At 33.7% G+C, this 1,198-nt stretch carries 1 protein-coding gene and 1 pseudogene; both read left to right on the top strand.

The genetic code is table 11. From position 1 onward, the window contains the following. Window positions 1-344, top strand: a pseudogene (locus tag AC4IFE_RS19985) (hypothetical protein); the annotation flags it as partial. A gap of 14 nt (window positions 345-358) precedes the next feature. After that, window positions 359-1,198 (top strand): IS3 family transposase (locus tag AC4IFE_RS19980; RefSeq protein WP_490758871.1); only part of this gene is annotated, 840 nt, incomplete at its 3' end.

Below are 1,198 nucleotides of genomic sequence, written 5' to 3'. Positions count from 1 at the left end.
CGGGAAAATCAGGAATTACCGACTGTCGGAAAAAATACGGTATACAAGCACGCTCTACAATTGTGAGTTGGCTTAGAAAATATGGTAACTTTGATTGGGAAAACCAAAGTTCACTTACCATGAAAAAGACTCCTGAACAGCGCATTATGGAATTGGAAGCCGAAGTTAAATTGCTTGAAAAACAGAAAGCATTTTTAGAGAAACAGGCTTATATTGCAGATAAAAAGGTCATATTTTTCGATATGATGATTAATCTTGCCGAGAAAGAATATGATATTGATATCAGAAAAAACTTACCATCCGGACAATCACCAGCTTCCGCTGTGAAGAGAAAGAAACCTTAATCTTTACCTGCGAATTGTTCGGATTGGATAGACAAGTCTATTACAGAAGTATCAAACGGTATAAAAACTCACAAAGCAAAGCTTCAAAAGTGATAAAACTCGTAGAAGATATTCGCGTAAAAATGCCAAAATTAGGAGGCAGGAAGCTGTATTTTCTTTTAAAGGAACCTTTAAGATCCTTTAAAATAGGCAGGGATAAGTTTTTTGATATTTTGAGAGCCAATCATTTGCTCATAATACCCAAGAGGAGCTATTATATCACAACGAATTCTCATCATCGATTCAGAAAGCATAAAAACCTGATACTGAATTATTGCATAAACAAACCCAACCAGGTTTGGGTGGCAGATATTACTTATATTGGAAACAGAAAAAAGCCGAGTTATTTAAGTCTGATAACCGATGCCTATTCCAAGAAAATTGTTGGGTATCATGTCGCAGACAACCTTAATACAGAAAGCAGCCTCGCAGCATTGAGAAAGGCATTAAAGAACAATAACATTGAAAAAGAACCTCTGATTCATCATTCTGACAGAGGATTGCAGTATTGCTCAAATGAGTATCAAAGGATTTTGAAAAAATATCAATTAAAATGCAGTATGACTCAGAATTCCGATCCTTATGAAAATGCTGTCGCAGAGAGAGTGAATGGTATTTTAAAACAAGAATTTGATATCGATAAATATGATATTGAAACTTCGATCAGAAGAAAATTGGTAAATGAAGCTATTGGAATTTATAATGAATTACGACCTCATTTTTCGAATCATTATTTAACCCCAAATCAAATGCATAAACAAAAGGAAATCAAAATGAAAACTTATAAAAACAAAAACCAAAGCAAATACAAATTT

The sequence above is a fragment of the Chryseobacterium sp. UF-81 genome, from assembly GCF_058245105.1.
This window is presented reverse-complemented; position numbering and strand designations above follow the sequence as displayed.